General features: G+C 70.7%; 26 protein-coding genes and 1 riboswitch. Of the genes, 19 read left to right on the top strand and 7 right to left on the bottom strand.

Annotated features, from left to right (window positions below; translation table 11 throughout):
* The first annotated feature begins 221 nt into the window (after window positions 1-221).
* The 4 genes from P3T39_RS22585 to P3T39_RS22570 all read left to right on the top strand — a co-directional run bounded on the left by P3T39_RS22585 (window position 222) and on the right by P3T39_RS22570 (window position 2,844).
* Window positions 222-539, top strand: coding sequence for a cupin domain-containing protein (locus tag P3T39_RS22585; protein ID WP_280700299.1), 318 nt, complete (start codon window positions 222-224; stop codon window positions 537-539).
* Between the two features lie 187 nt (window positions 540-726).
* On the top strand, window positions 727-1,425 hold the full coding sequence (gene tenA / locus P3T39_RS22580; protein ID WP_280700298.1) for a thiaminase II: 699 nt from the start codon (window positions 727-729) through the stop codon (window positions 1,423-1,425).
* Between the two features lie 183 nt (window positions 1,426-1,608).
* Window positions 1,609-1,809 carry a DUF5326 family protein gene (locus P3T39_RS22575; protein ID WP_280700297.1) on the top strand — a complete coding sequence of 67 codons (201 nt, stop codon included), beginning with the start codon at window positions 1,609-1,611 and terminating at the stop codon, window positions 1,807-1,809.
* Window positions 1,810-2,064: 255 nt separating this feature from the next.
* A complete protein-coding gene (locus P3T39_RS22570) occupies window positions 2,065-2,844 on the top strand; it encodes a VC0807 family protein (protein WP_280700296.1) in 780 nt (259 codons plus the stop codon).
* Between the two features lie 96 nt (window positions 2,845-2,940).
* Here the strand turns inward: P3T39_RS22570 and P3T39_RS22565 are convergent, their stop codons facing one another.
* Together P3T39_RS22565 and P3T39_RS22560 are read right to left on the bottom strand one after the other, a co-directional pair.
* Window positions 2,941-4,428 carry a flotillin family protein gene (locus P3T39_RS22565; protein ID WP_280700295.1) on the bottom strand — a complete coding sequence of 496 codons (1,488 nt, stop codon included), beginning with the start codon at window positions 4,426-4,428 and terminating at the stop codon, window positions 2,941-2,943.
* Window positions 4,429-4,728: 300 nt separating this feature from the next.
* Window positions 4,729-4,935 carry a hypothetical protein gene (locus tag P3T39_RS22560; RefSeq protein ID WP_280700294.1) on the bottom strand — a complete coding sequence of 69 codons (207 nt, stop codon included), beginning with the start codon at window positions 4,933-4,935 and terminating at the stop codon, window positions 4,729-4,731.
* A 97-nt stretch (window positions 4,936-5,032) separates the two neighbouring features.
* Window positions 5,033-5,166, top strand: a riboswitch (TPP riboswitch).
* On the opposite strand from P3T39_RS22560, the gene thiC reads away from it, so the two are divergent.
* On the top strand, window positions 5,164-6,993 hold the full coding sequence (gene thiC / locus P3T39_RS22555; RefSeq protein WP_280700293.1) for a phosphomethylpyrimidine synthase ThiC: 1,830 nt from the start codon (window positions 5,164-5,166) through the stop codon (window positions 6,991-6,993). (Overlaps the previous riboswitch by 3 nt.)
* 64 nt (window positions 6,994-7,057) lie before the next feature.
* Here the strand turns inward: thiC and P3T39_RS22550 are convergent, their stop codons facing one another.
* Entirely contained in the window at window positions 7,058-7,525 is a 468-nt protein-coding gene (locus tag P3T39_RS22550; protein WP_280700292.1) for an NUDIX domain-containing protein, read from the bottom strand.
* Complete coding sequence (locus P3T39_RS22545; protein WP_348534374.1) at window positions 7,512-8,249, bottom strand: DUF5919 domain-containing protein; 738 nt, start codon at window positions 8,247-8,249, stop codon at window positions 7,512-7,514. Before P3T39_RS22545 ends, P3T39_RS22550 begins: the two co-directional genes overlap by 14 nt.
* 270 nt (window positions 8,250-8,519) lie before the next feature.
* On the opposite strand from P3T39_RS22545, the gene P3T39_RS22540 reads away from it, so the two are divergent.
* The 8 genes from P3T39_RS22540 (at window position 8,520) to P3T39_RS22505 (ending at window position 15,409) form a co-directional block, all read left to right on the top strand.
* Window positions 8,520-8,960 (top strand): ATP-binding protein, encoded by a 441-nt coding sequence (locus P3T39_RS22540; protein ID WP_280700291.1) that lies wholly within the window; start codon window positions 8,520-8,522, stop codon window positions 8,958-8,960.
* Window positions 8,961-9,268: 308 nt separating this feature from the next.
* On the top strand, window positions 9,269-9,463 hold the full coding sequence (locus P3T39_RS22535) for a hypothetical protein (protein ID WP_280700290.1): 195 nt from the start codon (window positions 9,269-9,271) through the stop codon (window positions 9,461-9,463).
* Between the two features lie 168 nt (window positions 9,464-9,631).
* On the top strand, window positions 9,632-9,985 hold the full coding sequence (locus P3T39_RS22530) for a hypothetical protein (protein WP_280700289.1): 354 nt from the start codon (window positions 9,632-9,634) through the stop codon (window positions 9,983-9,985).
* Between the two features lie 826 nt (window positions 9,986-10,811).
* Window positions 10,812-11,210, top strand: coding sequence for a type II toxin-antitoxin system VapC family toxin (locus P3T39_RS22525; RefSeq protein ID WP_280700288.1), 399 nt, complete (start codon window positions 10,812-10,814; stop codon window positions 11,208-11,210).
* Window positions 11,211-11,252: 42 nt separating this feature from the next.
* Window positions 11,253-11,423 (top strand): hypothetical protein, encoded by a 171-nt coding sequence (locus P3T39_RS22520; protein WP_280700287.1) that lies wholly within the window; start codon window positions 11,253-11,255, stop codon window positions 11,421-11,423.
* Window positions 11,402-12,313 carry a DUF5994 family protein gene (locus tag P3T39_RS22515; RefSeq protein ID WP_280700286.1) on the top strand — a complete coding sequence of 304 codons (912 nt, stop codon included), beginning with the start codon at window positions 11,402-11,404 and terminating at the stop codon, window positions 12,311-12,313. Before P3T39_RS22520 ends, P3T39_RS22515 begins: the two co-directional genes overlap by 22 nt.
* Before the next feature lie 109 nt (window positions 12,314-12,422).
* Complete coding sequence (locus tag P3T39_RS22510; protein WP_280700285.1) at window positions 12,423-14,129, top strand: DUF885 domain-containing protein; 1,707 nt, start codon at window positions 12,423-12,425, stop codon at window positions 14,127-14,129.
* A gap of 320 nt (window positions 14,130-14,449) precedes the next feature.
* The gene (locus tag P3T39_RS22505; protein ID WP_280700284.1) at window positions 14,450-15,409 is read left to right on the top strand and encodes an alpha/beta fold hydrolase; all 960 of its coding nucleotides are present in this window, start codon (window positions 14,450-14,452) and stop codon (window positions 15,407-15,409) included.
* Window positions 15,410-15,664: 255 nt separating this feature from the next.
* Here the strand turns inward: P3T39_RS22505 and P3T39_RS22500 are convergent, their stop codons facing one another.
* The 3 genes from P3T39_RS22500 to P3T39_RS22490 form a co-directional block, all read right to left on the bottom strand.
* Window positions 15,665-16,585, bottom strand: a complete 921-nt coding sequence (locus P3T39_RS22500) for a hypothetical protein (RefSeq protein WP_280700283.1) — start codon at window positions 16,583-16,585, stop codon at window positions 15,665-15,667.
* Window positions 16,586-16,779: 194 nt separating this feature from the next.
* A complete protein-coding gene (locus P3T39_RS22495) occupies window positions 16,780-18,066 on the bottom strand; it encodes a metallophosphoesterase (RefSeq protein WP_280700282.1) in 1,287 nt (428 codons plus the stop codon).
* 405 nt (window positions 18,067-18,471) lie between these two features.
* Window positions 18,472-19,629 (bottom strand): LacI family DNA-binding transcriptional regulator, encoded by a 1,158-nt coding sequence (locus P3T39_RS22490; RefSeq protein WP_280700281.1) that lies wholly within the window; start codon window positions 19,627-19,629, stop codon window positions 18,472-18,474.
* 252 nt (window positions 19,630-19,881) lie between these two features.
* On the opposite strand from P3T39_RS22490, the gene P3T39_RS22485 reads away from it, so the two are divergent.
* From P3T39_RS22485 to P3T39_RS22460, 6 genes are all read left to right on the top strand, one after another.
* On the top strand, window positions 19,882-20,028 hold the full coding sequence (locus tag P3T39_RS22485; protein ID WP_280700280.1) for a hypothetical protein: 147 nt from the start codon (window positions 19,882-19,884) through the stop codon (window positions 20,026-20,028).
* Window positions 20,025-21,104 carry a histidinol-phosphate transaminase gene (hisC, locus tag P3T39_RS22480; protein ID WP_280700279.1) on the top strand — a complete coding sequence of 360 codons (1,080 nt, stop codon included), beginning with the start codon at window positions 20,025-20,027 and terminating at the stop codon, window positions 21,102-21,104. The genes P3T39_RS22485 and hisC overlap by 4 nt, the downstream gene beginning before the upstream one ends.
* 133 nt (window positions 21,105-21,237) lie before the next feature.
* Entirely contained in the window at window positions 21,238-21,675 is a 438-nt protein-coding gene (locus P3T39_RS22475) for a hypothetical protein (RefSeq protein WP_280700278.1), read from the top strand.
* Between the two features lie 198 nt (window positions 21,676-21,873).
* Complete coding sequence (locus tag P3T39_RS22470; protein WP_280700277.1) at window positions 21,874-23,277, top strand: biotin/lipoyl-binding protein; 1,404 nt, start codon at window positions 21,874-21,876, stop codon at window positions 23,275-23,277.
* Complete coding sequence (locus tag P3T39_RS22465; RefSeq protein WP_280700276.1) at window positions 23,274-24,116, top strand: ABC transporter ATP-binding protein; 843 nt, start codon at window positions 23,274-23,276, stop codon at window positions 24,114-24,116. Before P3T39_RS22470 ends, P3T39_RS22465 begins: the two co-directional genes overlap by 4 nt.
* On the top strand, window positions 24,113-25,315 hold the full coding sequence (locus P3T39_RS22460) for an ABC transporter permease (RefSeq protein WP_280700275.1): 1,203 nt from the start codon (window positions 24,113-24,115) through the stop codon (window positions 25,313-25,315). Before P3T39_RS22465 ends, P3T39_RS22460 begins: the two co-directional genes overlap by 4 nt.
* The last annotated feature ends 3 nt before the right edge of the window (window positions 25,316-25,318 follow it).

Genomic DNA, 25,318 nt, shown 5'->3' with positions numbered 1-25,318 from the left:
CCTTGAGTAGCGGTGGTCGTGATCATCGACCGGTTGCCCCTCCCGGGGGAAGGGGCGGCGCGCCACTACCTAGACCTACCGCACCGGCGCCGGATGCCAAACCGGCGGCCCGGGAGGGGAGGGGGCGGGGAGGCCGAGGAGCGGGACGGGATGCGATTGAATGAGTGCCGCGAGCATCTCGATCTCGGGCGGCATTTCGGTGAGGATGGGACACGAAGGCGATGAAGGTCTTCAGGCTGGACGAACTGGATGCGGAACGCGCCGCCAACCAGGGCGCCTACCTCCGCTTCCTCAAGGAGCGCAGTATGTCCGCCGGGCTGTACGCGCTCTCGCCGGGCGACACCGACACCCAGTCGCCGCACGCACAGGACGAGATCTACCAGATCATCAGCGGCCGGGCCGAGTTGACCGTCGGCCGGGAGACCACCACCGTTGCGCGGGGCAGTGTGGTCTTCGTGCCGGCCGGTGTGCCGCACCGCTTCCACCACATCACGGAGGAGCTGCGCGTACTGGTCATCTTCTCCCCACCCGAGGACTGACCGGCCCTGGCCGGTAGGGTCGGCCGGGTACGCAATCGAACCGCGGGAGCCCGCAGCAGCGGGCTGAGAGGGCGCTGAACGGTCGACCCCCGGAGTCGGGGTCCGCACCGGGGCCGCTGCGCCGACCGCCAGAACCTGGCCGTGGCACGGGAGCACCCCTGCCCGGGACAGGGAGGGAGTCCATACCGTGTCCGTTCCCGTGTCGCAGACCGACGAGCAGGCCGTGCCGCTCACCGAGGAGCTCTGGGCGGCGATCGAGCCGATCTACACGGAGATCCTCGCCCATCCCTTCATCGCCGGGCTCACCGACGGCACCCTGCCGCGCGATGCCTTCCGGCACTTCGTCATCCAGGACTCGCACTATCTGCGCGACTACGCCCGCGCCTTGGCCGTCTGCGCGGCGAAGGCCCCGGACGAGGAGGACGTGCGGGCCTTCGCCGACGATGCGATCGGTGCGCTGGCAGCCGAGCAGGGCATGCACGCCGAGTTCCTGAACGCCTTCGGTGAGACGGCGGCCGAGGCCGCCGCCGAACCGGTGCTGCCGACCACTCGCGCCTACACCAGCTACCTGCTGGCCACCGTCTACTCGGGTTCGTTCGCCGAGGCGCTGGCGGCGGTGCTGCCGTGCTACTGGATCTACGCCCGGGTCGGCGAGCAGCTGCTGGCGAAGTCCTCGCCCCAGCCGCTCTACGCGAAGTGGATCGCCACGTACGGCGACGAGGCGTTCCAGTCGGTGGTCCGGCGGGTGCTGGCGCTGACCGACCGGCTGGGCGAGGAGATCTCCCTGGCCGAACGGCGGCGGATGGCCGAGCACTTCACCACGACCTCCCGCTACGAGTGGATGTTCTGGGACGCGGCCTGGCGCGGGGAGACCTGGCCGGTCTGACAGCCGGTCCCGGGCGGCTGTGGTGGGGGAATCCCTGGGCCCGGCCTCGGGGGGATCTCGGGGTTCAATCGGGGGCCGAGACCCTCGTTTGCGTGGTGGGGCGCCCGTACGATCGAAGTATCGAAAGCGGACGGGACGCGACGGAAGAGCCGGCGCCGGCCCGAGGGGAGAGAAGGAACCGACATGGCTGAGCTCTGGAAGTCGCTGCCCTCTTGGGTGCGCAACATCGTTGTCCCGATCCTCGTTCTGGTGCTGGCCTGGAACCTGATCTGGTTCGTGGTCGGCGTCGTGAGCACGCTGTTCGGCCTGCTGATCAAGGGCCTGCTGGTGGTGGCCCTCGCCGCCGTGGTGGTGGTCCTGGTGAAGAAGGCAACAAAGAGCTGACCCCGCTCACAGAGACCGCCGGACGGGCCCTGTGCTCCCCTTGCTGGGAGCGCCAGGGCCCGTCGGCGTTCCTGCGGTCGAACTCGGCTGCACGGTAAGGGAGATGGCCGCCCAGCGGTGACGGGCGATCAGTTCGGCCATGACATCCGTCATAGCGCTTCCCGGACGGCAGGCACTGCTGCCGGGGCGGGCCCGCGCGGGATTCTGAGGACACCGGAAGGAACCGGAGCAGGGGCGGAGCGCGAGGAGCGGATCATGTCAGTCATCACCCGGAACGCGGCGCCGGAGCAGGGCACCTGGGCCGTGCGCGGCAGGGAGGACGAGGCGACCGTGCGCATGGCCGCCGGGAGCACCGCTGCCGTCACCGACGCGGTCGGGGGCACGGCCGTCGAGAGTGAGGCTGCCGGGCTGCGTCCGCTGCTCCTCGATGTCGCGCTGCCGCTGTTCGTCTACTACGCGGCGCACTCGGTCTTCGGCCTGAGCCTGATCGCCGCGCTGACCCTCTCCAGCGTGGTGCCCGCCGTCCGGACCGGCCACCAGCTGGTGCGCGAGCGCTCGCTGAACGCGTTCGCCGCCCTGATCCTGGTGGTCAACCTCGCGGGTATCGCACTGTCCCTGCTCACCGGGGACCCCCGGCTGATGATCGCCAAGGACGGTGCGGCCAGCAGTGTGATCGGCCTCGCCGTCCTGGGCTCGGCCTTCGCCGGACGGCCGATGATGACCACCGGTATGCGGCCGTTCCTGGTCAAGGGCAAGGCCGCCCGAGCTGCTGCGTGGGACCGGCTGATGGCGGGCTCGGCGGCCGGTTCGACGGCGTTCCGCCGCCACGAGCGCAACTTCTCGCTGGTCTGGGGTACGGCGCTGGTGGCCGAGTGCGTGGCCAAGGTGATCGGCGCGTACACCCTGCCGGTGGCGACCATGGCCTGGCTGGGCTCGGTCTTCCTGGCCGGAGCGATCGTTCTCGGCTTCGCGGTCGGCAATGTCTTCGCCGGCCGGATGCACGAGCTGATCACCGGGGAGGCCGACCGGTCCTGACCCGCCCGCTACTCCCTGCGAACACCTCCGGAAGCACGAGCGGGCCCGGTCGCCGAAGACGGCGGCCGGGCCCAACTCGGCTGTACGGCAGGCTGATCAGCCCTGCTGCTCCTGCAGCGGGATCGGCTGGCTGACGGCCTTGGCCGGAGCCTGCCGCTGCTCCTCGCCGTTCGCGCCCGGCTCACCGCCGGTGTTCATCGCGGAGAGCAGCTGGCGGGCCAGGCCGAGGCCGGTGCCGCCCATGGTCAGGGCCTTGGCGAACATCTCGCCCATGCCCTCGGCGCCGTTGAGCAGCACCATGTGCTCCACGTTGCCGAAGGCCTCCGCGCCCGCACGGACGATCTCGGGCCAGTTCTCGGCGAGCTGCTGGGCGACCACGGCCTCCTGGTTCTCGGCGAGCGCGGCCGCTCGGGCCTTGATCGCCTCGGCCTCGGCCAGACCCAGCGCGCGTGCCGCCTCGGCCTGGGCGAGACCCTTGGCCTCGGCCGCTGCGGCGTCAGCCTGACCGGTGGCCTTGGTCGCCTCGGCGGCGGCCAGACCCCGGGCCCGGGTGGCCTCGGCCTCGGCACCGGCGGCGATCTTCACCCGGTTGGCTTCGGCGGCCGCCTTCAGCTCGGTCTCCCTGGCCTGCGCCTCGGCCGCCGAGATCCGGGCGTCACGGTCGGCCTCGGCCTTGGTGCGGGTCTCGTACGCCCGGGCGTCGGCCGGCTTGCGGACATCGGCCTGGAGCTGCTGCTCCTTGCGGTGCGCCTCCAGCTCGGCGACCTTGGTCTCCTGGACCACGACCTCCTGCCGGGCGGCGGCCTGCGCCAGCGGCCCGGCCTGCAGTGCGCGGGCGGCCGCGGTGTCCATCTCGGCCTGGTAACCGGCCTGCTGGATACCGGAGTTGCGGGTGGCCTCGGCCTTGCGGGCAAAGGCTTCCTGCTCGGCCTCGGTGGCCGCCCGGTCGGCTGCGGCGGCCGCGATACGGGCGTCCCGCTGGACGGCTGCGGCGTGCGGGGCGGCGAGGTTCTTGATGTAGCCGGTCGGGTCCAGGATCTCCTGGATCTGGAGCGAGTCGATGATCAGACCCAGCTTCTCCATCTCCGTCCCGGAGGCGGCCCGGGTCTCCCCGGTCAGCCGCTCGCGGTCCCGGATCATGTCCTCGACGGTCAACCCGCCGACGATGGACCGGAGATGACCGGCAAAGACGTTGTGCACCCGCTGGCCCATCAGCTTCTGCTGGTCCAGGAAGCGGCGGGCGGCGTTGGCGATCGACACCACGTCGTCGCCGACCTTGAAGATCACAACACCCTTGACGTGCACGGGAATTCCCTGCGAGGTCACGCACTCGACATCCAGATCGGCCTCGTTGAGGTCGAGCGAGAGCCGGCGGACCACCTGCACGCCGGGCGTCACCAGCGTGCCCCGCCCGGTGACGATCCTGAAGCCCATGCTCTCGCCGACCCCCTCGGCGCGGTGCTTGGACCCGGAGATGACCAGTGCCTCGTTCGGCTCGGCAACGCGCCACATGAGCTTGAACAGCACGATCAGAACGATGACGGAGGCAACCACTGCCCCCACGACGCCGATCAACATCGGCATTCTCCCCCTTCAGGGCGCACCGGTTCCGTGGCTGCGCTCGTTGTGCAGGATGGCGCGGAACGCGGTGGCAGCATGAGATTCTGCGCCTCCGGAGATCCATTGGGAAGCTGGCAGGGTCCGCGTCCTGCATCGAAGTCGTCAAGATTCCGTCAACGATGCGACAAAGCGGACGACATGGGCGCTATCCCTGCGCAGGCCACCCCCCGTCCGACCCCGTTCGGCCCCGGCCCTCAACCCGCCCGGGGCCGGACCTGACAGAGTCTTCGGCCTCCTCGGTGCACTCCTGGCCCTCCCGGCGGTTCAGCCGAGCGCGCGGGCCACGTACACGGTGCGCGGCGGCTGGTACTCCACCACGACCACCGGTGTGCCGAGGGGCAGCGTCTCGTCCGGCACCGACGGGTAGGCGAGAAACGCCTCCGTGGCGAGCCGTTCCGGTACGTGCAGCAGCACCTCGCCGACCAGCCCTGCTCCGACCTTGCCGGTGACCCGGCCCGTGTACCCCACCATGGACCCCAGTCTGCCCGCCCCGCCCACCGGCCGGAACCCATCTGGACCTGCCGCGATCCGCCCGCTACGGTGTTTGACGTCTTACGCAGGCAATACCGCCTGCGGACACGGGAGCTCGGAGCACCGGGCTGAGAGGGCGCTGACCGGTACGTACGTACGTACCGAACGCTGCGTCGACCGCAGGAACCTGGACCGGGTAATGCCGGCGTAGGGAGTAGAGGGTCCGACATGACCACCTTTGATGCACAGCAGCCTGCCCGCAGCGCGGAGGCGAACGGCGCCGCAGTGACCAGCGCGCGCACCGGCTACCCGACCCCGGCATGGCGCAAGGCGTACCGCGAGGGCTCCCGGCCCGACCTGCGCGTGCCGTACCGCGAGGTCCAGCTCACCAACGGCAAGACCGTTCCGCTGTACGACACTTCGGGCCCGTACACCGACCCGGCGTACGAGCCCGACGTGCGGCGCGGCCTGCCCGCCCTGCGCGACCCGTGGATCCGCCAGCGCGGCGACGTCGAGGAGTACGACGGTCGCGAGGCGCGCCCGGAGGACGACGGGATCAAGCACACCTCGCCGCGCGGGGGCAACCTGCGCAACCTGGACGCGGTCTTCCCGGGCCGCCCGCGCCGTCCGCTGCGCGGGCGCGCCGGGGCGGCGGTGACCCAACTCGCCTACGCCAAGCGGGGGATCATCACGCCGGAGATGGAGTTCATCGCCCTGCGCGAGGGCCTGGAGGCGGAGTTCGTCCGCACCGAGGTCGCCGCCGGGCGGGCCGTCATCCCGCTGAACGTGAACCACCCCGAGGTCGAGCCGGCCATCATCGGCACCAACTTCCTGGTGAAGATCAACGCCAACATCGGCAACTCCGCGGTCACTTCGTCCATCGAGGAGGAGGTGGAGAAGATGACCTGGGCGACCCGCTGGGGCGCCGACACGGTCATGGACCTCTCCACCGGCCGCAACATCCACACCACCCGCGAGTGGATCCTGCGCAACTCCCCCGTGCCGATCGGCACCGTCCCGCTCTACCAGGCGCTGGAGAAGGTGGACGGCAAGGCCGAGGAGCTGAGCTGGGACGTCTACCGCGACACCATCATCGAGCAGTGCGAGCAGGGCGTCGACTACATGACCGTCCACGCCGGCGTGCTGCTGCGCTACGTCCCGATGACGGCCCGTCGCAAGACCGGCATCGTCTCGCGCGGCGGCTCGATCATGGCGGCCTGGTGCCTGGCGCACCACAAGGAGAACTTCCTCTACACCAACTTCGAGGAACTCTGCGACATCCTCGCCGCCTACGACGTCACCTTCTCGCTCGGTGACGGCCTGCGCCCGGGCTCGATCGCCGACGCCAACGACGAGGCGCAGTTCGCCGAGCTGCAGACCCTGGGTGAGCTGGGGCGGATCGCTCGCGCCAAGGACGTCCAGGTCATGATCGAGGGACCGGGACACGTCCCGATGAACAAGATCAAGGAGAACATGGATCTCCAGAAGGAGATCTGCGACGAGGCGCCCTTCTACACCCTCGGCCCGCTGACCACCGACGTCGCCCCCGGCTACGACCACATCACCTCGGGCATCGGCGCCGCGATGATCGCCTGGTGGGGCACGGCCATGCTCTGCTACGTCACCCCCAAGGAGCACCTGGGCCTGCCCAACCGGGACGACGTGAAGACCGGCGTCATCACCTACAAGATCGCCGCCCACGCCGCCGACCTGGCCAAGGGCCACCCCGGCGCCCAGGCCTGGGACGACGCCCTCTCCGACGCCCGCTTCGAGTTCCGCTGGGAGGACCAGTTCAACCTGGCCCTCGACCCGGAGACCGCCCGTGACTTCCACGACGAGACCCTCCCCGCCGAACCCGCCAAGACGGCCCACTTCTGCTCCATGTGCGGCCCGAAGTTCTGCTCGATGAAGATCTCCCAGCAGATCCGTGACGAGCACGGCGACGGCTCCACCGCTGTGGCAACGGAGTTCGACGCCGAGGCGGTGGCCGGGATGGCCGCCAAGTCGGAGGAGTTCGCGGCCTCGGGCAACCGGGTGTACCTCCCGCTGGCCGACTGACCCGGAGACGAGCGCCGTTCTGGGGAGGCTTCGGCCTCTCCGGACGGCGCTTCGTCGTATCCGGCTATCGGATGGCGGGTCCTTGCCCCGAGCGCCAGTCGTTGATCCGCTTGCGGATGCTGGAGACCATGGGGAGATCGTCCACCCGGTCGGCCTCGAACCACGCCACCTCGTGAGACTCGTCGGACACTCGGAGCGTCCCACCGGTCGGGCGGGCGAGTAGGCAGATGGAGAACTCCTGGCGGACCTCTCCGTCGTCGTAGGTGAAGACGTGGCCGGGGTTGGTGTAGGTGCCGACGATGCCGGTGATCTCCACGTCGATGCCGGTCTCTTCGAGGGTCTCCCGGATGCCGCAGCCCGCGAGGGACTCGCCGAGTTCCATCTTTCCGCCGGGCAGTGCCCACATGCCGTTGTCCGTCCGGCGCTGAAGCAGGATGCGACCGGCGTCGTCCACGACCACGACCGAGGCGGCGGGTACGAGGCTGTTGGGCTTCGGGGCGTTCGGGTCATCCTCGTAGTCACGCCTGGCCATGGTCTGTTGCCTCCCAGATGTCGCGTCCTCGGGTCCACAGTTCTTCGACGTGGTCGGCGAAGCGGTCGAACATCCCGTCGGCCTGGCTGCGTCGCAGGTGCATCATCGGCGAATCGTGGCCGACCCTGCGAGCGAGGATCGGTGTCACGATCATCTCGTCATCGAAGCGGAACACCGACAGGTTGACGTGGCCGGTCTCGAAGCGGCCTTCGATGTTCCCGACCTCGCGCAGCCTCGCCAGCTCGCTTATCGTCACGGCGATCCGCGTGGACAGCGACAGCGGAACGTCCTCCTCGTCCTCGCGGGCCCTGGTGACCGGGCTGTCGGGATCGCCGATCAGGAACCTGATCCGGCATCCGGTCTGCGCCTTGCGACGGAGCGCGCCGGCCAGGTTGGCCTGTTCGAGCCACAGGAAGTAGTTGGTGTAACCCGCGAAAGTCAGCTCGTGCTGAGCCTTCGTGATGAGCGAGCGCCAGAGCGATGCCGGGGCAGCCGACCGGTACGGGAACACCTGGATGACTTCGCGGTCGGGGCCTGTCTTGAGTGCCGATCGGACGGCGGTGGGCCACACGGCGGCCTCCTCCTCTCCCAACGCCTCGCAGGCTGCCCACCGGTGGCGGGCGTGGGGGATTCGGCTGGGGTCGGAAATCCATCGACTGATGGTCTTGGGATCGACGCCGCATGCCTCTGCGAGCTGCGCTTCGGTCATCTTGGCATTCGCCATCGCGCGGCGGAGAGCATGGTTCATAGTTCGCCTCCTTGGCCCCTGGGGGACGAGACGAACCATAACGGCGAAGTGTCCCAAACGTCCTGCAAATGCGGTGGGAACGCCCTGACGTGCGGTGGAGTATCGGGGAGTGTCATCGAGACTCGTCGTTCCGTGGACGGCGGGCCCCAGCCACGGCTGCCCCTGTTGGGACTGAGCGGCCGTCAGGGAGCCCATGCGCAGCCCTGGACGTCTCGCCTAACGGCCTTGCCCGGAGGGGGCTTTGACGTGCCCGAGGTGCATGCTGGACCGCCCGCGCTTGCGGGTGAGCAGTCGTGTTGGCTGCCGCGTCACCAGAAGTCGGCCAGCGAGGCCCGACGGCTGTTGCGGGCCTTCCTCGCCGAGCTCGATGGCGGCGAACGGCTCATCGACGTTGGCGAGTTGCTGCTCTCAGAGTTGGTCACCAACGCCGTGTCGCATGCGCGCGTCTCGCCTGGGCGGCTAATCCAGGTCCGGCTTGAGGTGGTGGCAAGTCAGCTGCGGATCGAGGTGCATGACGCGAGTAGTGACCGGCCTGTCATACGGCCGGTGGTCGGCGGCGATGCCGAGTCGGGCCGTGGGCTGCGCCTGGTCGATTCGCTGGCGGCGGCTTGGGGCTGCTGCCCGCGTCAGGGCGGTATCGGGAAGTTCGTATGGGCGTTGGTGGGCCCGATGGAGGGTGAGTCGTGAGGTTGGTCAAGCACTTCGCGCGGGTGGAGGCGGCGCGCTGCTTCTACTGCGGTGCGGGGCTTCGGAAGGGGGCAGCCCGGTTCATCGTCGTCGCCGGTCAGGTCGTTGGGGTCCATCGACGGCACCCGCGCCGGGCGGGGGAGGTGGCGGCATGACTGGCCTCACGAGGACTGGCGGCGTGCTCACCGCTGTGGCCCTGCCGCACCCACTTCCGGTCACGGCTGAGATCGAGGGCGTCATGCCTCGCGCCCTTCCCGGGGCTGTCTGAGGCCGCCGGAGCACTGGAGACCGTCCTTCGGCAGTGTCAGATGGGCGCGCAGCAACGGCAGTACATCGAAGGCTGCCTGACTGGTGTCGGGGCCTTCGAGTGCATCACGCACCGCCGCGAGCGTGAGGGCGTGTGGTCGCTGACGGTGTACCTGATCGGCGGCGCGGGTGCGGCGGCACGTTGGGTTGGGCATTCCATCCGGATCACCGCCCGGAAGGCGGCCGAGCAACGCTGACCTGTGAGTGATCACAACTGAAGACTTGCCGGACCACCCCGTGACCTTGGCGGGATAGGGGTGGTCCGGTGGGAGTTAACCCGGTGCCGATGGTACCGGGGCCGTCGGCATGTCCGTACACGGATTCCCGGTCTGAGCTGCCGGCCAAGGGAGTTGGGAACGACGGAGATGGATGCCTTCGATGGCAGAGCACTGCCGGAAGACCTCGACCCGGACGCGTGGCTGTGGCTGCCCGGCATGGACTACGCGGCGGGCAGGCGTGAGGCCCGGGATGAGGCGGACGCGGTGAACGCACTCCTGGCCGAACTGGGCGTTGAGCGCGCCGAGTTGCGGGCTGTCGCGGACACGGACGCCGAGGGGCGGGGGATGGTGCGGCTGGTCGGGGTGCCGTCGGGTTGGCGTCGGCTGGAGCTGCTGCTGACGCTGGCGCGTGAGAGTGGCGGGCCTGCGCTGGGGCTCGTGCGCGGCGCTGCTTCTTCCGGGTCTCGGCCAGCGACATGGCGACACCGAGCAGCCCCTTGATCTCGAAGCCCTCGGCATAGAGGTCCTGGTGCCCGTTGGAGTCCCAGTACACCCGGTCCTCGTGAGAGGTGAACGCACGGAGGAACCTCTCCCAGTCGCCCGGACGGCGGTACAGCCGGTCGGCCGGAGCGACTGGCGGACACGATCGCCGGCCGTCCGCTGCTCGCGGCCGGGCCCGGAGACGTTGACGGCGGACTCGCGCTGACCCAACCGGTCTGCCCCCAGCGGGCGAGCTGCCCGGCCACGCGGTCGTGCGCCAGGCCGAGGGCCGCGCGGCGCTCGGTTACGGCCGCCAGGTGGGGCCGGTACACGTCGACCGCCGCCGCGCAGGCCGGTTCGTCGGCGAGGTCGTGGTGCAGGCATGGAAGCACTTGCCGTGCGTCGTAGACGGTCGGCCCGGAGGCGAGCAGGCGGCGGATGGTGCGGACCCGGACCCACTGACTGCCCGCCGTAGTCAGCTGATGTCCGAGCGGAGTGAGAGGGCGCGCGGCTTCCAGGCGACTCGGTCAAGAGCTAGTATTACGTGGTAGAGGTATTACGTGCTACTCATCGAGGTGGGAGATGCGGCTCAACAGCAAAGGGCAGGTCACCATCCCTGCGGACCTTCGCGAAAAGTGCGGCCTGCGCCCTGGGGATGAGGTGGACGTCATCGAGGAGGGTGGCGTCCTGCGGATAGTGCGTCGGGAGGGTCATGGCACCAGGGGGCAGCGGGCGGCTCGCAGAATGAGGGGAAGCGCTGCGGGTGGCATGTCCACTGACGAGATCATGGAGTTGCTGCGTGGCGAGTAGCCGGTTGAGGCTGGTCGGCCCGGACCAGGAGCGGCCGGTGACGTTGGTCGACTCCTGCGTGCTGCTTGATTTGATGACGGACGATGAGACCTGGGCCGATTGGTCGGAAGCCGCGCTTTCCAAGGCTCAGGACGAAGGGGAGGTGGTGATCAACCCGATCGTCTATGCCGAGGTCTCGGTGGCCTACGCCGCGATCGAGGACTTGGACGCGGTCCTGCCAGCCGAGGACTTCGCACGGGAGCCGCTCCCTTACGAGGCAGGATTCCTGGCTGGCAAGGCATTTCTGCTGTATCGCAAGCGCGGCGGGCAGAAGACCGCACCACTGCCGGACTTCTACATTGGTGCGCATGCGGCCGTGCGTGGATATCGGCTGCTCACACGCGACGTCTCGCGTTACCGGACCTACTTTCCGACTATCGAACTGATCTGTCCCTAGGTGGGCGCAATCGTTGTGGTGCCTGTGCTGAGGTTCTGCTCGATGAAGAGCAGCCAGCAGATCCGCGACGAGCACGGCGACGGCTCCACCGCCGTCTCCAGCGACTTCCACGCCGAGGCCCTGGCGGGCATGGCCGCCGAGTTTGCTGCCAGTCATGAGCCGCACGGGCGGGGCAGGGCACCGGGCTACAGGTGGCCACGGTCAATGTCCTGAGCTACAAGCTGACGCATGATCATGATTCCTTGTGGCAGGGCGAGTGGCTGGTAGTGGTGTGTGCAGGGCCAGCCGTGTGCGGCTCCGCCGATGCGGCGGACCACGAAGAGCCCCGAGAGCCGTGGATCGGTGAGCGTATTGCCGCTGAATGGTGCGGCCGACTGTCGCAGCAGCCGGGCGTCACGGGCGATCGCGAAGAGCTGGTCGCGACCTACGCCGGGCCGACGGGAATGCTGACCGGGGTGCGAGAGATCCTCAACATTCCAACGCTACTCCTGCCGGTGTCGGCGCGGCGACGCAACGGAGGTGGGCGCGGAGTACCGTGGACGGTAACCGAGGACACGTCGAATGCCGGTATCCGCACTGGTGTCGCCCTAGGTCATAGTCGGTCCGCGTGCGGACCGGATGGGCGGCTCGTGATGATGCCGATTCCCCTTCCCTCACCTTCTGCGCCGGGGTCCTGGGCCGTACCCAATGCCCCGTTGCTGCCGCGACTGGCCTTGGAGACGACGCTCTCGCGCGATGGGATGTTCGACGGTGCCTGGTGGCCCCGGTCCCGGAACATCGGCGCCGAGCTGCCCGACCTGATCACCGCGCTCAGTGTCCACCTGGGCCGTATCCTCCGGGTCGGACTCGACACCGGAGCCTGGAACGACATTCCCCGCTCGGTCACGTCCGACGGCCTCCTGGTGAAGGTCAGCTGGTTCACGTCGAGCGACGACACCATCAGTCTCACCCGAGGCATGCAGGACCATTTCCTCCTCCTCGTGGTGCCGCCAGGCACCGACCCGCGCACGGCGGCCGCAGCGATGGCCGGCGCCGCCTGCACCGGAAACCACACGACGGCCGCGGAGCTGCTGGCCGTTGTGGTCGCGCCGGTCGACAGCTGACCGTCAAGCGACCGACCTGCCTCAACCTGCTGCCCGCCGACCGTACTTGCCCGGGGCTCTGCCGAGGAAACGGCTGACGTCCCGGGCATCGGTGGGACAGGATGGCGGTATGTCAGACGACCTGATCACTCCGCGCCGTATCGCCGACGACTACGTGGAGCAGGTAGCCGCGCAGGACCCGGTGATCTCCACCCAGCTGGGACTGAACCCGGGTGACGACCGGCAGCCCGACCTGTCGCCGGAAGGCTTCGAGGCCCTCGCCGAACTGGGCCGCCGCACCCTCACCAGGCTCGACCGGGCCGAGGCTGATTCGCAGGCCCACGCGCAGGCCCAGGCCGGGACGGGCCCCGCCGAGCAGGCCTGTGCCCGGCTGCTGCGCGAGCGCCTCACCGCAGAGCTCGCCATGCACGACGCCGGCGAGCACCACCGCGCGCTGCGCAGCCTCCACTCACCCGTCCACCGGGTGCGAGCCATCTTCACCATGATGCCGACCGACACCGACGAGGACTGGGCAGCGGTGGCCGGCCGACTGCGCAACCTCCCCGGCGCACTCGACGGCTACCGGGCCACCCTCACCGAGGGCATCTCGCGGGGCCTGCTCTCCGCCCCTCGCCAGGCCGATGCGGTGCTCCGCCAACTCGACGCCTGGACCGGCCGGGACACCGGCGGCGCGAGCTGGTTCGCCGACTTCGTCTCGACCGGTACGCAGCGGCTGCGCCCCGAACTCGACGCGGTCGCTGCCGGGGCGACGGCCGCCGTGGGCGAGTTCCGCGACTGGCTGCACGGTACGTACCTGCCCGCCGTCGCCGAGGTTCCGGACGCGGTCGGCCGTGAGCGCTATCTGCGGGCCACCCGGTTCTCCACCGGCGCCGACGTGGACGTGGACGAGGCGTACGCCTGGGCCTGGGACGAGTTCCACCGGAACGTCGCCGAGATGCAGGCCGAGGCCGACCGCATCCTGCCCGGCGCCACCGTCCTGGAAGCCATGCACCACCTGGACGAGCACGGCCACGTCATCAAGGGCGAGGAGGAGATCCGCGTCTGGCTGCAGCAGATCATGGACGAGGCGATAGCCGCTCTGGACGGCGTCCACTTCGACATCTCGGGGCCGCTGCGCCGGGTGGAGTCGCGGATCGCACCTCCCGGCAGCTCCGTCGCGCCGTACTACACCCGTCCCAATCTCGACTTCAGCCGCCCCGGGCGGACCTATCTGCCGACCCTCGGCAAGGACACCTTCCCGACCTGGGAGATCGTCAGCACCTGGTACCACGAAGGCGTTCCGGGGCACCACCTCCAGCTCGCCCAGTGGGTCGCGAACGCCGACCGGCTCAGCCGCTACCAGGTCACCCTGGGCAGTGTCAGCGCCAACACCGAGGGCTGGGCCCTGTACGCCGAGCGCCTGATGGACGAACTCGGCTTCCTTACCGACCCGGCCCGCCGCCTGGGCTACCTCGACAAGCAGATGCTGCGCATCATCCGGGTGATCATCGACATCGGCATGCACCTCGAACTCGCCATCCCCGCCGACTCCGGCTGGCACGCCGGTGAGCGCTGGACCCCGGCGCTGGCCGACGAGTTCATGGCCACCCATCACGGCAGCCCGGCCGAGCGGCGCGTCGGCGAGATCACCCGCTACCTCGGCTGGCCCGGCCAGGCCATCGGCTACAAGCTCGGTGAACGCGCCTGGCTCCAGGGCCGCGAGGCCGCCAAGCACCGCCACGGCGCCGCCTTCGACCTCAAGGCCTGGCACATGAAGGCCATCTCCCAGGGCTCCTACGGCCTCGACGACCTGGTCGACAACCTCGCGGCCCTGTAGCAGCACGGATTGAACCGGCCGTCCCCGGAGGCGTTCTGCCTCCGGGGACGGCCGGTTCGTTCGGGCCAACGGCCGGGCCGCCCGCCGCGAGCGGCCCCGGGGCACGGTTCGGGCGCGAGCGGTGAGGCGTCCCACGACACCCCTGATCAGACGGGGTGTCACTTCATGCGCGGTATCTGGGCAAGGTGTTGACTCCGCAGTAACTTACGGGCCAGTACGCAGTCCACGGCGTGACCTCGGTCACGCCGGTTCGGGCCCGGCCCGGTCGTCGAGACCGGCCGGACCGGGCTCAGCACCTCCACCCCCACTCGGAGGAAGCCATGCCCGTAGCCCCAACTCGCTCCCCCCTGCCCGGAAGCCGTCGGCTCGCCTCGCTGGCGACCGGCTGCGCCCTGCTGGCCGCGGCCCTGACCGGAGCCACCGTTCCGGCCGGAGCGGCGACGGCCGCCAGGACGACCATCGCGGCCGCGGCGCCGCAGAGCGACCCGGTGACCGCCGCCCAGGCGCTGGCCGCACCGGGTGTTCCCGGTGCCAACAACTGGTCGTGCAAGCCGAGTCCGGCCCATCCGAGGCCGATGGTGCTGGTCCACGGAACCTTCGCCAACGGCTCCGTGAACTGGGATACCGTCGCGCCCGCGCTGGCCGCGGACGGTACCTGCGTCTTCGTCCTCACCTACGGTGCGGTGCCGAACGTCCCCCTGCTGCGGGCGATCGCGCCGGTGGCGGACTCCGCGCAGCAGCTGTCGGTCTTCGTGGACGGCGTGCTCGCGGCGACCGGCGCCGGGCAGGTCGACATCGTCGGCCACAGCCAGGGCGGGATGATGCCGCGCTACTACCTGAAGTTCGACGGCGGCGCGGCCAAGGTGCACACCCTGGTCGGGCTCGCCCCGAGCAACCACGGCACCACCCTGGACGGCCTGGCCACCCTGGCGAAGTCGTTTCCCGGCGCGCTCGACCTGGTCGGCTCCGTCTGCCCGGCCTGCACCGACCAGGTCACCGGATCGGACCTGCTCAACCGCCTGAACGCCGGGGGCGACACCGTTCCCGGGGTGACGTACTGGGTGATCGCGACCGGGTACGACGAGGTGGTCACGCCCTACCTGTCGCAGTTCCTGAGCGGGCCCGACGTGCACAACGTGCTGGTCCAGGACCTGTGCCCGACCAACATCCCGGACCATGTGCTGATGGCCGTCGACCTGGTCGTGCTGCACGAGGTCAGGCACGCCCTCGACCCGGCGCAGGTGGCGACCGCCAACTGCTGGGCCAATCTGACGGGCTGACGGCAGAACAGCAGTCCGCAGACGGCGGATCCGCCCCCTCGGACGACCGGTCCGGGGCGGGCGGGTTCTGCCGGGCGCGGAGGGCCACCGGTGCGCCCGAGCGTTCGGGGCGCGCCAGCGCGGGGAGTAGGCCCCTGCACACTGCCGAGGAGCGGTCCGAAGCGGTCGAAGAGCGGGGCCGCGATGTCCACGCCGTCAGGACGGACCGCAGCCCACGGCCCGACCGGGCGTCAGATCGGCCGGACGGCAGGGGAGTCAGACCTCGTCCGGGCCGGTGAAGCCGGGCGGGCTGTAGCCGGGACTGGAGAACTCGGCCGGGCGCGGCGCACGGCCGTCCGGGTCGGTCCGACGGTCGGTGCCGGGGCTGGTGAAACCGGGGCTGCCGAAGGCCGCGGGACTGTAACCGGGGCTGAGCAGCTCCGGTGGGTTGGGGCTGGTGCTCGGCTGTGAGGGCAGCGCGGGTTCGGAATCCAGGTTGGCGTGCAGGTACGGCAGCAGGGCGCGCTCGCGCAGCGCGGTGTGCCAGGCGAGGCGGGCCTCGGCGAGGTCGTCCCGGAGTGCGCGGTCGTCACCGGGCACGGGGGCCCGGACGGGCTCGGTGCCGCGGTCGCGGCCGGGGATGCGCTGCGGCTGCCGGGACGGTGGAGAGCCCGCGCCGTCGCGCAGCGCGGTGAGCAGCAGGCCGACCGAACCGACCACCAGCGTGGCGACCCCGACTGCCAGGGCGGTCCATCCGGCGGTCACCACGGCGCGCCCCAGGGCGAGATCGGGGCTGGTGGCGCGCAGCGTGTAGCCGAGCAGCAGCAGGACGGCCGCCGCCGACCAGGCCAGGATCGGCGCCAGCACGGTGAGTGCGGGCAGCAGCCCGGCGCCCTGCTCCGGCTGCTCGGGAGCCCGGCGGTCCTGGTCCGGCGGGGCGGCCTCGTAGCGCTCGGCAGCCGCGGAGGGCCGGCCGAGGACGGTGTCGCGCAGCCCGGTGTAGTGCCGGTACTCGGCGTCCGCCGCCGCCGCGACGGCGTCGGCGGCCGTCAGCACCTTGGTGCGGAGCTGGGCCGTGGTGAGGTGAGGTCCCGGCTCGCGCAGGGCGGCGAGCAGGGAACCGTCGTGCAGTGCTTCGTCGAGGATGCGCTCGAAGTCCGGGCGGTCCTCGGCGAGCAGACGTGGGGTGGTGGTCATCGGTACCCCGTTCCGCTGGGTCACGGAGGTGAACTGGCCCACGCCTGCGGGGCGTCGGGCGGTGTCACCCGGCCCGGCGTGGTGCCTTGATGGTAGGGGTGAGCACTGAGCGACTGACAGTCGGTTTCCGGATTTTCAACGCAGTCCGCACCCTTGTGGTATCGGACAGTTGTTCAGCACCCCTGGTGGGAGCGCTAGTTCAGCGGAAGTCTGGCGACCAGCAGCCGTCCCTCCATGGTGACCCCGCCGTCCATCGCGATGGCCAGCTCGTCCGCGTAGATGTACGGGCCGGGAACGTGCGGCGGTACGCCCTCCTCGGCGTGCGTCGAGCCGGTGAGGTACGGGATCGGGCTGTGCCCGTGCACCACGCGTCGGCCGCCGTACGAGCCGAGCAGCTCGTGGACGGCCATCGGACCGGACTCGCCCCGGAAGGCGAAGCGCTTGGTGAAGCGACGGAAGCAGTCCCACCACTCGTCGGGGCCCTCGTCGGCGAGCAGGTCGTGCACGGCGTCGTTGACCTCGGCGATCGAGTCGCCGTACTCCAGGTAGGCGGTGGTGTCGGAGTGCAGCAGCAGGTGGCCGTCCTCCAGGGCGATCGCCGGGAGCCGGGAGAGCCAGCTGACGTGGTGGGTCTCCAGGCGGTCCAGGTCGTGCTGCTGGCCGCCGTTGAGCCGCCAGGCGGCGAGGAAGGAGGCCGTCCCCGCGGTGGACTGGACGGGCTCGTCGCCGTACTTGGCGGCACCGAGGAAGAGCAGTTCGTGATTGCCCATCAGGGCCCGGCAGTAGCCGCCGGCGGCGGCGGCCTCGGCGGCGAGCTGCATCACCAGGTCGATGACGCCGATGCCGTCCGGGCCTCGGTCGGTGAAGTCGCCGAGGAACCAGACCCGGGAGCGACCGGCCGCCCAGTGCCCGTCGGCGTCGATCAGACCCTGCTGGTGCAGCGCGGCGCGGAGTTCGTCGAGGTAGCCGTGCACGTCACCGACCACGTACAGCGGGCCCGGGGCCTCGCCGGGCGTCGGCTGCGGGTACGGGAAGTGGACCTCTTCGGGCAGCGGCGGGGTGAGCGGCGGGCCCAGCTCGATGGTCGGCGGGTCCTCGTGCTGCACGCCGGTTTCGTGCGGGGCAACGGTGTCGTGCTGCATACCCGCTTCTTGCTGCCTGCCGGCTTCGTGCGGAGCGCCGGTGTCGTGGTGGACCGCACCGGCCTCGTGACGCATGCCGTGGTCGTGGTGACCGCCGTGCTCGCGGTGGACCTCGGGGTCCTGCGAGCCGTGCTGGCCGTGGGTCTGACTGAACGTCGGCCAGTGCTGCTCCAGGAAACGAGCGCCGCCGTAACCGCTGTAGGTGGTGTCGTAGCCGTAGCCGGGGGGCGGCTCTGGAGGTTCGTAGTAGGAGCCGTACGGGAGCACGTCGAGGTCCTGGGGGTGGTGGGGGCCTGAGTCGGGCAGTTCAGGCCCGGGGAAACGGTCCTCGGGTGTCATTCGCCCATCATAGGAAGACCACTTCCCCGGCGTCCTCACCTGGTCCGTATCCAATCGCCCGGAGAGTCTCCCGGCGCGTCCCGGGGCGGGGCCCGGAGTGTCCGAGAAGTCTGGATTGCCGTGAATTGTTCCTCGGGCAGTGGGATCGGCCGCCGAGGGGCGCTGCGCGGCTTCCCGTGGGGCGCGAGCGTTGGTTCCAGGGGCGCGGGGCTCTGCTTGGTCAACTGTGTGCGCGAAAACGGAGGTGACTGCGTGCAGCCGGGCCCGGTGGGCCAGTTCCACCCCGAGAGCCTCCGGTGGGGCGGTGCAGCTTGCCCTCCGGAGGAACGGTGCGGCCCGGTGCCCTTCCGAGTCGCGCACGCAGTTGATCAAGCAGAGCCCCGCGCCCCGACGAGTCCGATGGGTCTAGACCTCACCCGGTGGGCGGGGCGGGCTGATGGTGGTCCGGGGGCTGCGGCGCTGCGAGGAGGCCCGCACGATCAGCTCGGTGGGCATCAGGGTGCCCGGCGGCGGACCGGTGCCGGCGGTGCGGAAGCGCGGCGGGAAGAGCCGGGCGATGTCCACGCCGGTGCCGGAGTCGACTCCCTCGATGGCGTCGATCAGCAGGTTGACCACGGTGGTCCCGATCCGGCGCGGCTTGAGCGAGAGGGTGGTGATCGGCGGCTCGGTGCCCGCGTACACGTCGCTCTCGCTGCAGCACACCAGCAGCAGGTCGTCGGGCACCCGCAGGCCGTACCGGCGGGCGGCGGCCAGCAGGTCGGTGCCGTTGGGGTCGAAGAGGCCGTACACCGCGTCGGGGCGGTCGGGACGGGCGAGCAGGCGGTCGGCGGCGACGGCTCCGGCGGCCGGGTCGTGGGCGGGGTAGGTCTCGTAGACCGGTTCCTGGCCGACCCGCTGGCACCAGCCGACGTACGCCTCGGTGGAGAGCCGGGTGTAGGTGTCGGTGCTGGTGCCGGTGAGCAGGCCGATCCGGCGGGCGCCGGCCTCGGAGAGGTGGTCGAGGATGCCGAGGACGGCGGCCTCGTGGTCGTTGTCGACCCAGGCGGTGACCGGGCAGTTGCCGGGCTTGCCGTCGCTGACCACCGGTACGCCGGACCGGTAGAGCTCGCTGACCAGCGGGTCCTGGTCGGGCGGGTCGATCACCACGGTGCCGTCCAGGGCGATGTTGCTCCAGACGTCGTGCCGGGAGGAGGCGGGCAGCACCACGAGGGCGTAGCCGCGCCCGAGTGCGGCGCTGGTGGCGGCCCGCGCCATCTCGGCGAAGTAGGCGAACTCGGTGAAGGTGAACGGTTCTTCACCGTAGGTGGTGACGGTCAGTCCGATCAGTCCGGATCGGCCGGTGCGCAGGGTCCGCGCGGCGGCGGACGGGCGGTAGCCGAGGCGCTCGGCGACCTCGCGCACCCGGCTTCTGGTCTCGTCGGGCAGGCGGCCCTTACCGTTGAGGGCGTCCGAGACAGTGGTGATCGACACTCCGGCGGCTGCTGCCACATCCCGGATGCCGGCCCGCTCCAGACGCCGCGAGGTGGTGGGTCGCCGACCGCTCTGATTGGCTGCTGCTGTCATGGCGGACCGATCGTATGGCGCATGGCGGGTGTCTGTGACCGGGGCCTCCTCAGGTCGAGAAGAACCGTTTCTCCATGAATCAGGTGTGCCAATCCCCTTGGATACCGGCGCCGATTCGGCCCTCTTACCTCTGACATGTGCCATAGGAACCCGGCAGAATGGCTGATCTGCACCCATGACCCGGACGGGCATCTCACCCCTACGGGTGAGCGCGATCGGTATCGTTCAGGGCACCCGACCGGGGTGGCACGGGTGCGTACCATGACCGACCGGCTGTCGGCACGCGACTCCGCGGGCCCGGTGGCCGGTCGGCCCAAGGGCTCGGGACCGCGCGGCGACCCCGGCGGCGCCGAGCACGACCCGTACGAGCACAGCATGAGCAGAAGGAGAGCACCGTGAGCGAGACGGCCGCGCAGGGCCCCCGGCTGAAGCCGACGCTGGAAGCCATTCCGACCTACAAGCCCGGCAAGCCGGCCGGCGCCGACTCGTACAAGCTGTCCTCCAACGAGAACCCCTACCCGCCGCTGCCGGGCGTCCTGGAGGCCGCCGTGGCCGCCGCGGGGTCCCTCAACCGCTACCCCGACATGGCCGTCACCGAGCTCACCAGCGAGCTCGCCGGCCACTTCGGGGTGCCCGCCGAGCACATCGCCACCGGCACCGGATCGGTCAGCGTCGCGCAGTCCCTGGTGCTCTCCACGGCCGGTCCCGGCGACGAGGTCATGTTCGCCTGGCGCTCCTTCGAGGCGTACCCGATCATCACCCAGGTCGCCGGAGCCACCCCCGTCGCCGTCCCGCTCACCGCGAACGAGGCGCACGACCTCGACGCGATGCTCGCCGCGATCACCGAGCGGACCCGGCTGATCTTCGTCTGCAACCCCAACAACCCCACCGGCGTGGTGATCCACCGCGCCGAGCTGGAGCGCTTCCTGGACGCCGTGCCCAGCGACATCCTCGTCGTGCTGGACGAGGCGTACATCGAGTTCATCCGCGACGAGCGGGTGCCGAACGGCATCGACATCTACCGCGACCGCCCGAACGTCTGCGTGCTGCGCACCTTCTCCAAGGCGTACGGCCTGGCGGGCCTGCGGGTCGGCTTCGCCATCGCGCACGAGCAGGTGGCCACCGCGCTGCGCAAGACCGCCGTCCCGTTCGGCGTCAGCCAGATCGCGCAGGACGCGGCCGTCGCCTCGCTGCGCGCCGAGGACGAACTGCTGGTCCGCGTCGAGGCGCTGGTCCAGGAGCGCAACCGGGTCGCCGCAGGACTGGCGGAGCAGGGCTGGACCGTCGAGGACTCCCAGGCCAACTTCGTCTGGCTGCGCCTGGGCGACCGCAGCCTCGACTTCGCCGCGGCCTGCGCCCAGGCCGGCATCGTGGTCCGCCCCTTCCAGGGCGACGGCGTCCGCATCACCATCGGTGAGACCGAGGCCAACACGATCTTCCTCGCCACGGCGGCCGCCTTCCGCAAGGAACTCTGACCCGTCCGGGACACCTCCGAGGGGCACGGCGCCAGGCGCGCCGTGCCCCTCGGCGTTCCCGCGTGGCGGTGTGAGGCGTGGTGCGGAGTGGAAGGAGACCTGCGGTACTGCCCCTGCGACAGAGAGCAGAGTGATGGCCGCCGTGAAGTTCCTGCTGCCCGAGGACCGGACTCCCACCACCTGGTGCAACGTCCTGCCGGATCTGCCGTCGCCCGTACCGCCGTTGTTGCATCCGGGGACCGGGGAACCGGTCACCGAGGCGGATCTGGCGCCGCTGCTTCCCCGGGAGGTGATCGCGCAGGAGTTCACCGGCGCGCGGGAGGTGGACATCCCGGGGGCGGTGCTGGACGTCTACCGGCAGTGGCGGCCGAGCCCACTGGTGCGGGCCCGCAGGCTGGAGCGGGCGCTGGACACCCCGGCGAGGCTGTACTTCAAGTACGAGGGCGTCAGTCCGACGGGCAGTCACAAGCCCAACACTGCGGTGCCGCAGGCGTACTACAACCACCTGGCGGGCGTGCGGCGGCTGGTGACGGAGACCGGCGCCGGCCGGGTGGTGACCGCCGGGCGGTGACCGCCGGACCCGGGCCGGATCAGAAAGCGGACCGGAAACACTGGGAACTCCCTGGGAGCTCGATCAAAAGCTCCCCAGTGGGAGGTAGCGCCTCGGCCGCCCGGGACCGGTGTGCGGCGGATTGTCCGGGTTGCCGGCATCAGCCGCCTCCCAGCTTCGGCACAGGACTTGGCAAGAGCACCACGCCACGCTGAGCCCATGAAGGTGCTCCCGCGACGGCGTGGTGCCGTCCTCGTCAACTCCGCGCTCGGCGTGGTCCTGCTGGGCGGCGCCGTATTGGCGTACACCGCCCTGGACAGCGGCACGAGTTCGGCCGCAGGCCGGACGCAGACCAGGACCGCGACGGTGGCCAAAGGCACCGTCCTGGCCACGGTGTCCGGCTCCGGCACGCTCTCCTCGCCCACCGATGCCGGTCAGGACTTCGTCACGGGCGGCAAGCTGACCGCCGTCAGGGTGGCGGTCGGTGACACGGTGAAGAAGGGCGAGCTGCTCGCCACCGTGGACACCACCCAGGCCCGGCAGCAGGTGGAGACGGCCCAGGCCGCGCTGACCGCCGCGCAGGCCGATCTCACCAAGGCCCAGGCGGGGGAGACCGTCACCACCACCTCCCCGGTCTCGTCCGGTGGTGGTGGCGGCAGCACCGGGGGCGGCGGAGGTCGCGGCGGCGCGACCCCGGCGCCCAGGACCACCACCATCACCACCACCAAGGTGGACGATGCCCAGGTCGCCCAGGCCGAGCAGCAGCTGACCACCGCCGAGACCGGTCTCACCAACGCCCAGGCGGCGCTTGCCGGTACGAGCCTGACCGCCTCGGTGGACGGTACCGTCGCATCCGTCGCGGGCAAGGTGGGCGACACCGTGTCCGGCAGCTCGGGTTCGGCCTCGGGCTCAGGGTCGTCCGGCTCGGTCGGTTCGGGCGGTTCCGGTGGCGGCAAGTCCACCGGCAGCTCGGCGGGTTCGGCCTCCGGCAGCGCGCCGAGCGGCTTCATCGTGCTGACCAACCCGACCGGGATGCAGGTCAGCGCCTCCTTCTCCGAGCTGGACTCGCTGAAGCTCAAGAAGGGGCAGGCGGCCACCGTCACCCTCAACGCGCAGTCCGACACCCAGCTCAAGGCGACCGTGCTGTCGGTGAGTTCGCTGCCGACCAGCTCGGGCAGCGGTGGCAACGGCTCGTCCAGCGCCGTCCAGTACGGGGCGGTGCTCCAGATCCTCGGCGACACCGGCAAGTTGCGGACCGGCCTCAGCGCCAGCATCTCGGTGGTCACCGGCGAGGCCGACAACGCGCTCTCCGTCCCGACCGCCGCGCTCGCGGGCACCGGCACCAGCCGGACCGCCACGCTGGTCCACACCGACGGCAGCACCGAGCGGGTCGATGTCACGGTCGGCGTCGAGGGCGACTCGACGGTCCAGGTGGTCTCCGGGCTGAGCGACGGCGACCGCGTCCAGCTCACCTCGACCACCGCAGGCACCGGCAACGGCTTCCCCGGCGGGAGCTTCCCCGGCCTGGGCGGCGGCGGGGCCGGTGGCGGTGGCGGTGGCGGTGGGTTCGGTGGCGGCGGTGGCCGTGGTGGCAACGGTGGCGGCGGGGGCGGTCGCGGATGACGGCCCGACAGCTCCCTGCCCAGCAGCAGCCGGCCCAGCAGCGATCGGCCCGGCAGCCGGCTGCCCAGCAGCCGCCGGTGATCCAGATCCGGCACCTCACCAAGGCGTACGGCCACGGCGACGCGACCGTCCACGCCCTGCGCGGCCCGCTGGCGCCCGGGACCGGCGAGCCGGAAGGCGTCAGCCTCGATGTCGAACAGGGCGACTACGTTGCGGTGATGGGCAGTTCGGGCTCCGGCAAGTCCACGCTGATGAACATCCTGGGCTGCCTGGACGTCCCGACCGCCGGCCGCTACCTGCTGGACGGCATCGACGTCGGCCACCTGGACGAGCAGCAGCTCTCCCTCGTCCGCAACCGCAAGATCGGGTTCATCTTCCAGTCCTTCAACCTGGTGCCGCGCACCACCGCGCTCGCCCAGGTGGAACTTCCGCTCGCCTACGCGGGCGTGCGCGCTGCCGAGCGCCGGCGCCGAGCGCTCGCCGCGCTCTCGCTCGTCGGTCTCTCCGAGCGCGCGGGGCACCGGCCCAACGAGCTGTCCGGCGGCCAGCAGCAGCGCGTGGCGGTGGCCCGCGCGCTGGTCACCGCGCCCGCGATGCTGCTGGCCGACGAGCCGACCGGAAACCTGGACAGCCGTTCCACCAGGGACGTGCTGGCGATCATCGACGATCTCAACGCCTCCGGCCGGACCGTCGTACTGATCACGCACGAGGACGAGGTCGCCGAGCACGCCAAGCGCGTGCTGCGCCTGGTCGACGGCCAGATCGTCTCCGACGTGCGGCAGGCCCCGGTCGACGGGCCGCCGCCCGCGCTGCGCGCACTTGCGGGGGCCCGCCCGTGATCGCCTGGCAGATGCTCCGCTTCGCCCTCGGCGGCCTGGCCGCCAACAAGGTCCGCTCCGCGCTCACCATGCTCGGTGTGCTGATCGGTGTCGCCTCGGTGATCCTGCTGCTGGCGGTCGGCAACGGCTCCTCCCAGGCCGTCAAGGACTCGATCACCTCGCTCGGCACCAACTCCCTGACCGTCTCCTCGACGAACCTGCGCGGCAGTGCCACCGCCGCCAGGAAGCTCACCGTGGACGACGCCAAGGCGCTGGCCGGCGCCACCGACGCACCCTCGATCAAGTCCGTCGCCCCGGTGGTCACCACCACCGCCACCGCGCTGTACGGGAACATCTCGTACACCCCGGGCTCGATCGTCGGCACCTACCCGGCGTACTTCGAGACCGCCAACCAGAAGGTGGTGCAGGGGGACTACTTCAGCAACGACGACGTGCTGAACTCCCGCAAGGTCGCGGTGATCGGCTCCACCACCGCCAAGCAGCTCTTCGACACCGAGGACCCGGTCGGCAAGCGGATCGTTCTCGGCGGCACCCCGTTCACGGTCGTCGGCGTCCTCGCGACCAAGGGCAGCACCGGGTTCAACGACCCGGACGATGTGGTGATCGCACCGCTGCCCACCGTGCAGAACGCCTTCACCGGCTTCGGCTCGGTCAGCCAGATCCTGGTGCAGGCGGACTCGGCGGACGCCACCACGGCCGCGCAGAGCGACATCACGCGGATCCTGATGGGCACCCACGCCATCACCGACCCGGGCAAGGTGGACTTCCGGGTCAGCAACCAGGCCTCGCTGCTGACCGCCCGCGAGAGCACCAGCAAGACCTTCACCGTGCTGCTCGGCGCGGTGGCGGCGATCTCGCTGCTGGTCGGCGGGATCGGGATCACCAACATCATGCTGGTCACCGTCACCGAGCGGACCAGGGAGATCGGGATCCGCAAGGCGCTCGGCGCTCCCAAGGCGGTCATCCTGGGGCAGTTCCTCACCGAGTCCACCCTGCTCTCGGTGCTCGGTGCCGGGCTCGGGGTGGTGGCCGGGATCGTCGGCTCCCGGTTCAGCATCGTCGGCATCAAGCCGGTGGTCATCCCTCAGTCCGTGCTCGGCGCCTTCGCCATCGCGGTGGCCATCGGCCTGTTCTTCGGCAGCTATCCCGCCAACCGGGCCGCCTCGCTGCGCCCGATCGACGCCCTGCGACACGAGTAGCCG

Source organism: Kitasatospora sp. GP82, assembly GCF_029892105.1.
GTDB lineage: Bacteria > Actinomycetota > Actinomycetes > Streptomycetales > Streptomycetaceae > Kitasatospora.
The sequence above is the reverse complement of the archived record's forward strand: the minus strand, read 5'-3'. Positions and strand labels throughout refer to the sequence as shown.